This window comes from Vibrio sp. 10N.222.52.B7, from assembly GCF_041474275.1.
Classification (GTDB): domain Bacteria; phylum Pseudomonadota; class Gammaproteobacteria; order Enterobacterales; family Vibrionaceae; genus Vibrio; species Vibrio crassostreae_C.
Map to the genome: position 1 here is coordinate 27,356 of NZ_JBFRTU010000011.1, position 6,738 is coordinate 34,093.

General features: G+C 42.3%; 7 protein-coding genes and 1 pseudogene. All 8 read left to right on the forward strand.

Annotated elements, in window-relative coordinates; translation table 11 throughout:
* Positions 1–144, forward strand: a pseudogene (locus AB4512_RS25495) (pilus assembly protein); the annotation flags it as partial.
* Between the two features lie 2 nt (positions 145–146).
* A complete protein-coding gene (locus tag AB4512_RS04210; RefSeq protein ID WP_372074621.1) occupies positions 147–575 on the forward strand; it encodes a TadE/TadG family type IV pilus assembly protein in 429 nt (142 codons plus the stop codon).
* Complete coding sequence (locus AB4512_RS04215) at positions 575–1,060, forward strand: TadE/TadG family type IV pilus assembly protein (RefSeq protein ID WP_372074623.1); 486 nt, start codon at positions 575–577, stop codon at positions 1,058–1,060. Before AB4512_RS04210 ends, AB4512_RS04215 begins: the two co-directional genes overlap by 1 nt.
* Positions 1,061–1,084: 24 nt before the next feature.
* Positions 1,085–2,305: an AAA family ATPase gene (locus AB4512_RS04220; RefSeq protein WP_372174499.1), complete on the forward strand. Its 1,221-nt coding sequence runs from the start codon at positions 1,085–1,087 to the stop codon at positions 2,303–2,305.
* A 33-nt stretch (positions 2,306–2,338) separates the two neighbouring features.
* The gene (locus tag AB4512_RS04225) at positions 2,339–3,787 is read left to right on the forward strand and encodes a CpaF family protein (protein ID WP_372174501.1); all 1,449 of its coding nucleotides are present in this window, start codon (positions 2,339–2,341) and stop codon (positions 3,785–3,787) included.
* A 9-nt stretch (positions 3,788–3,796) separates the two neighbouring features.
* Positions 3,797–4,762: a type II secretion system F family protein gene (locus tag AB4512_RS04230; protein WP_372174503.1), complete on the forward strand. Its 966-nt coding sequence runs from the start codon at positions 3,797–3,799 to the stop codon at positions 4,760–4,762.
* Between the two features lie 3 nt (positions 4,763–4,765).
* A complete protein-coding gene (locus tag AB4512_RS04235; RefSeq protein ID WP_372174505.1) occupies positions 4,766–5,737 on the forward strand; it encodes a type II secretion system F family protein in 972 nt (323 codons plus the stop codon).
* Complete coding sequence (locus AB4512_RS04240) at positions 5,734–6,738, forward strand: tetratricopeptide repeat protein (RefSeq protein WP_372174506.1); 1,005 nt, start codon at positions 5,734–5,736, stop codon at positions 6,736–6,738. Before AB4512_RS04235 ends, AB4512_RS04240 begins: the two co-directional genes overlap by 4 nt.

The following is a 6,738-nucleotide window of genomic DNA, read 5'->3' on the forward strand; positions in this document are numbered from 1 at the left end:
ACTAACAACTCAGGTACACCCGCCGTTTTTGGTGAGTTTATCCACTCTTGCAGTGTTGCTGGTGGATCAGGTAGTACAACGTCGACAACGGAAGGGACTTATAAGATTGTTCTATATAAGGACCCCGATAGTGGGGAGTCTTGATCATGAAGCAATCTAATAGATTTCAACAAGGTTTGGCTGCAGTAGAGGTGGTCATCGTGACTCCCGTCTTACTGTTTTTTCTAGTCTTAGTTCTAGAACTTGGCAATATTCTTATTCACTATAATGTGATATCGAAGTCAGTACAAAATGGCGCTCGATATGCGGTTAGTGAGGTGTATGGAACCATTGGTGGAACCATCGCACCGACATCTGAAATCCAGAATGTCGTGGTCTATGGTCAGAACAGCGTGGGGACGGCAGTACTATCTTCATTGACGACTTCGGATGTGACCGTAACCCCGCCTTCAGGCGACAGTTATGTACGAGTCAGTGTGATTTATAACTATGTTCCACTCTTCTTGTCTATTCCCTTTTCGAATGAGAGTTTTGCTGTTCCATTAAGTGTGACTTCGGTGATGAGGGTATTGTGATGATAAAGTCAAAAAAACGTATCAAAGGGCTTGCCATCATCGAATTCACATTAGTGTCTTGGCTTATTTTTCTATTAATTTTCCTGATTTTAGCGTTAGGTGTTTACATGTTTTCGCTGCAAATGGTCAGTGAGGCGACTAGGAAGGCTGCTAGGTTGGCGACGGTCTGTTACGTCTTAGATAGAGATAATATTGCTGGAATGGTGGTGGATGATATTCCTCTTGTTGGGTTTACTAATGCGAACTTAGAAGTGGCTTACTTAGACGCGAGCGGGGGAGAGATTGCTTCTGATTTTGAAGCGAACTTTGGTGATATTAAATTTGTGCGTGCTAGGGCTACGGGTTATGGCATTCAGCTAATCAGTAACCTAAGCTTTCTAGGAAATAATGGATTTCTAGCCGCCCCTGCGTTTGAAACAATATTACCAGCTGAAAGCTTAGGTGTGGTTAGGGCGGACTCTGAAAAAAGGAATCGGTGTCCATAAGTTATTTATTACGGGAGTAGCGGTATGGGGGAAGCGATCAAAATAACGCCGAATGAAAACGATAAGGATATGACGCGTTTGAAAACGAATCTAAAGGTTTGGTTAGCCTACAGCACTGACGCCTTTCATTCGCATATGAGCCAAGAGCTCAAAAAGTGTCGAAATGTTCATGTAACGTCGTTTTCTCTTGCGGCAATGAGTGAAGAGTACTTAAAAAGTGCGGATGTTCCAGAGCTTATTTTCGTTGAAGCTCACGGGAATTGGGCGCAAAAAATGGTTGAGTTGCAAGGGTATGATTTGTCTTTAGAAGACAAGGACTTGTCTTTAGTTGTGCTCGGTGATGAAAGTGATAATGGGTCACTAAAAATCGCACTTCGCTTAGGGGCATCAGATTTTTTGTCTCACAATGTAACTCTATCGGACTTACTGCCACTGTTGAAGAAAACGGCCTCTGAAAAGCTTGAGAACTCCAGTTACGGAGAGTTTATCTTGTTTTTGAACACCAAAGGAGGGATGGGGGCAACCACTTTAGCGTTAAATACTGCCATTGAGATGGCCACGCAGAACCCTAACGAAGTACTTTTACTCGATATCGATCTTCAATTTGGCGTGATACCTGATTATTTGAACATAACACCCACTTATAGTGTTTCGGATGCGATCAACAGTTCTAATGATTTGGATGAAATGTCTTTGGGGTCATTGGTAAACAAACATGAATCGGGTCTCCATGTTCTAAGCTTTAAGCATGAAAATAACGCAGATGATTTCGAACAGGCTCAGAAAATTGGCAGATTACTTCCAATTCTGCGTCGTTTTTACCCTTATGTGATCATTGACCTATCTAGAGGCTTAGATCACGTATTTGCATCAGCAATATCACCAGCGACTAAAGTACTTTTGGTTTTGCAACAGAGCTTAGTGTCAGTAAAAAACACAAGCAGACTAATTAAATCTCTGAAATTTGAGTACGGCTTACAAAGTGACTCAATAGAGGTCATTCTCAACCGTTATGAAAAGCGACATTCAATTAAGTTGAAAGACATTGAGCAAGCAGTGGGCAACCACGACATACACCTTATGCCAAATGATTTTAAAGTCGCGCTAGAGAGTGCCAACTTGGGGCAGCCGTTAGTTCAGTCGAGAAAAAAAAGCTCTATTACTCGCTCTATCATCGACTTATCTCATGTTCTTTCACCACCGGAGCAGGAAGAGAAAGGGTGGCTGAAAAAGTTGTTTTCATAATGGGTTGATGAAAAGTAAACACGAGGGATTGTGATGTTCTTTAAACGAAAAAATGTAAATCCAGAGTTTGAAAAAAAAGTAGAACAGATTTCGCATGATTCAGAAGATGCCAATCCTGTTGAACGTTTATCAAGTGTTGAGATGTCCAGTCACTCTCGGACAGAAGCGAGCGTTGAAAAAGAGAAGGCGATTGACGAGGCTCGCAAAGTACTGGAGCAAGAATTGTCAATCAAACACTTCTTTCACAAGCAGTTGCTTGAAACGTTAGACTTAGGGTTACTTTCTAGCTTGGAGAAAGAGCGCGCTAAGTTAGATTTGCACGAAGCTATTGTTCAGTTGATGGCTGAAGATGGTAGCCATGCTTTAAGTGCAGAAGGTCGAAAAAGGGTCATCAAACAAATCGAAGATGAGGTTTTTGGTCTTGGTCCGTTGGAGCCTTTGTTAGCCGATCAAACGGTCTCAGATATATTAGTCAATGGTCCTAAGAGCGTTTATGTGGAGCGAAGAGGCAAACTTGAAAAGACGCCCTATACTTTTCTCGATGATCGCCACCTAAGAAATATTATCGATCGCATAGTAAGTCAGGTAGGACGCCGAATCGATGAGTCATCACCTATGGTAGATGCGCGCTTGGTTGATGGCTCACGTGTTAATGCGATTATCCCACCTCTCGCACTTGATGGTCCTTCTGTTTCTATCCGTCGTTTTGCTGTAGATCGTTTGACTATGGATAACTTGATTGACTATAACTCAGTGTCTCCTCAGATGGCTAAGTTTGTCGAAGCTGCGGTTAAAGGTGAATTAAATATCTTAATCTCTGGAGGGACTGGTTCTGGTAAAACGACAACACTTAATATCTTTTCTGGTTTCATTCCTCGAGATCAACGAATTATTACCATAGAAGACTCGGCGGAATTACAACTTCAACAACCTCATGTCATTCGTTTAGAAACTCGCCCTGCAAACCTAGAAGGTAAAGGCGAAATCAGCCAGCGAGAGCTCGTAAAAAATACCCTGCGTATGCGCCCCGACCGAATCGTGGTTGGTGAGGTTCGTGGTAGCGAAGCGGTTGATATGCTAGCTGCGATGAACACGGGCCATGACGGCTCACTTGCTACCATTCATGCGAATACCCCTCGTGATGCCTTGAGTCGTGTCGAAAACATGTTCTCGATGGCTGGGTGGAACATATCAACCAAAAACTTACGAGCTCAAATAGCTTCGGCTATCCACCTTGTTGTTCAAATGGAACGACAAGAAGATGGTAAGCGTCGTATGGTGAGTATCCAAGAGATCAACGGCATGGAAGGTGAAGTGATTACGATGTCTGAAATATTCCGTTTTCAGCGTAAAGGTATTGATGAAAGCGGCAATATTATCGGTTATTTCACAGCAACGGGGGTTGTGCCTCAATACCATGACCAGTTAGTCAAACGTGGACTCGATTTGCCTTTCGAGCTCTTTAGTGAGGCCAAAGGCTAAGGAGAGATTATGGACAATGTAAGCGTTTCATTAGGTCTATTATTCATTGCGGTGCTTTTTATCTCTCAAGCTTTGTTGTTACCTGCTGCAGGGAAAAAAGCGAAGCACAAAGAGTTGTCTCGACGTTTGAAAGAGACGCAACGTAATATCGATGCAGAGAGTTTGTCATTATTAAAAGAACACTATAACAAAGATTTATCTCCAGTAGACCGCAAGTTAATCGTCATTCCATATTTTGCAGGCTTAAAGAAAATGCTAGAACTCGCCGGCTTTAAATTGGCATTGAGCCGCTTTTTACTGATTATTTCTCTTTGTGCTGTATTGCTCTCATTGATATCGATAATGACCAACCAAGTATGGTTCATCAGTGTTGGGGCGTTCATTTTTGTTTGGGTTGTCGCCTATCTATTTGTGCAAAATCGAGTGACTTACCGAATGGCTCAGTTTGAAGAACAGCTTCCTGAGGCTTTAGATATTATTCGACGTGCATTGCAAGCCGGACAACCGTTGGTTCAATCATTTAACGAGGTTGGCGAAGAGCTCCCTGATCCTATAGGAGCCGAGTTTAAGAACACTTATAACTTGCTCAACTATGGTTATGACTTACGTTTGGCAATTTTACAAATGGCAGAGCGAGTCCCAACCGTTTCAATGCTAGCTTTTTCTAGCGCAGTGATGTTACAGAAAGAGACTGGGGGTAACTTATCTGAGAATTTGCAAAAGGTATCTGAAGTGCTTAGAGCTCGTTTTAAACTGGAAAGGAAAGTAAAAACGCTCTCTGCTGAAAGCCGTTTATCAGCATGGATCTTAACGTTATCACCCTTTGGTTTATTTTTTGCTATGAGAGTGGCTAGCCCTGAATACATCGAACCACTTTACAAAGATCCTCGAGGTCTATCGATGGTCAGTGTCGGTATTGTTCTTTTGGCTATCGGTGCCTTGTGGATTAAAAAGGTCATCAACATAGAGATTTAACCTATGGAATTATTAAATATTGAAGTTTGGAAGCAGATGTTAGAAGAGTTTGGGGTCAGCTCTCAGATGGTTATCTATTCGATGATTTTGCTTACAACAGTCTTGTTAACACTAACGCTTGGATTTCTTTTTTTAGGAGCTCGTTCTCCTTTGGACAAGAAACTGAGACAGATATCAGAAGACGGGGCGCCAACTGGCAGAAAACCATACGACTTCTCGAATACGTTAGAATCATTAAGCCCTTTTTTAAGTAAAGGTAATAAAAAAGATAATGAAACTTACTCGGAAAAGTTGATGCATGCCGGGTTCCATGAGAAACGTTCATTATCGGTTTTCTATGCGTTGAAGGTTTTATCTAGCTTGGTAGGTATCGTCGCTGCTTTTATGGTTTATTACATCGCGTTGGGCGGAGACTATAATAATTTACTCATCATGACCTGTGTTTTTCTTGGTACATTCACACCGAATATGATTCTCAGTAAGCTACAAAAAGAGCGTCAGAAAAAAATCAGAAACGGTGTTCCTGATGCATTAGACCTTCTTGTTGTATGTACCGAGTCCGGATTGGGCTTTAATGCAGCTCTTGGACGTGTTGCATCAGAGCTCTATGTCTCTCAGCCGGAACTTGCGGATGAACTAGAGACTGTGTTTGCTAAAATCCAAGCGGGTGTCACTATGCCTGATGCGCTTAGACAGCTTATCGAGCGAACCGGTTTAGTCGAATTGGAAGGTTTGGTTTCTTTGCTTTCTCATGCATCGAGAATGGGCGGAAGCTTAGCGCAAACGCTCCGTGACTATACTGAAGATTTTAGAGATAAGCGTCAGCAAGCCGCTGAAGAAATCGCGGCGAAAATACCGACTAAAATGTTATTCCCCATGTTGATATTTATTTGGCCTTGTTTTTTCATTGTCGCACTTGGCCCTGGACTCTTGATTGTAATGGACGCATTGAGTGCGCCGGGAGCAAGTTTATGATTTTATACAATAAGTTTCTTCTTCTATTATTGCCATTTTTGCTACTTGGTTGCGCATCTTCTGATGAACCAACCAACCAATTTGATGCCGAATTGTATTCGGGTAAACCAATCGATAGTTTGACTAGTGATGATCCACCGCTAAATGAAAAAGAAGCAATCATGCGCGGTGACATTGCTCTGCGAGACAACAATATAGACTTGGCGTTGTATGAATACATACGCTCTTTGTCTTTCCCTGAAAAAGAGTTTCACGATAAAACTCTGTTCACTATTGGCCAAATACATTCGTCTCGCGGTAACTATGCGTTGGCCGAGAAAGCTTACCTTGCAGCGCTAGATTTTAACCCTGCCCACACTGAAGTGCTGGAACAGTTAGGTGTGCTATACACCAAACAACGTCGTACAGATGAAGGGCGGAGTTATTTCTTTAAAGCGATTAATTCAGACCAAATTCGTTTAAAAAGCAGTGAAACGATTAAAAACCACCAAGCGTTAAGCCAAAGTGAAGTCGCTAGCTTGAAGGTTGACAGTATGTCTCCTGCATCAGCATATATGGGAATTGGTGTGTTGGAAGATGTCGACGGAAAGCATCAGATAGCTCAAGAGTACTTCAAAAAGTCACTGCAGATAGACAAAAACTCATTCAAAGCTCTGTTGAATATGGGCTACTCCCATTACATGTACGGCAATTACAAGGAAGCGTATCAGTACACGCGTTCAGCTCTAGAGTTAGAGCCAAATAGTGAGAAGGCCCAAAACAATCTAGCCCTCATTTATCTGGCTTCCGGTGATGTTAAGAAAGCCACTAATATGTTTATGCGACATATGGATGCGCCTGAAGCGTTGAATAATGTAGGGTATTTCCTAATATTACAAGGTAAGCCGGATGAAGCCGTTCCTTACCTTCAGCAAGCAATAGACAAGAAACCATCGTATTACAGAGTTGCGAACGAAAACTTAAACAGAGCACTAGCGGAAGTGAGAGAGATGGAGCAATAG

Coding starts and splice junctions, on each gene's coding strand:
- AB4512_RS04220 (WP_372174499.1), top strand. CDS start 1,085: ATGGGGGAAGCGATCAAAATAACGCCGAATGAAAACGATAAGGATATG.
- AB4512_RS04225 (WP_372174501.1), top strand. CDS start 2,339: ATGTTCTTTAAACGAAAAAATGTAAATCCAGAGTTTGAAAAAAAAGTA.
- AB4512_RS04235 (WP_372174505.1), top strand. CDS start 4,766: ATGGAATTATTAAATATTGAAGTTTGGAAGCAGATGTTAGAAGAGTTT.
- AB4512_RS04215 (WP_372074623.1), top strand. CDS start 575: ATGATAAAGTCAAAAAAACGTATCAAAGGGCTTGCCATCATCGAATTC.
- AB4512_RS04210 (WP_372074621.1), top strand. CDS start 147: ATGAAGCAATCTAATAGATTTCAACAAGGTTTGGCTGCAGTAGAGGTG.
- AB4512_RS04240 (WP_372174506.1), top strand. CDS start 5,734: ATGATTTTATACAATAAGTTTCTTCTTCTATTATTGCCATTTTTGCTA.
- AB4512_RS04230 (WP_372174503.1), top strand. CDS start 3,797: ATGGACAATGTAAGCGTTTCATTAGGTCTATTATTCATTGCGGTGCTT.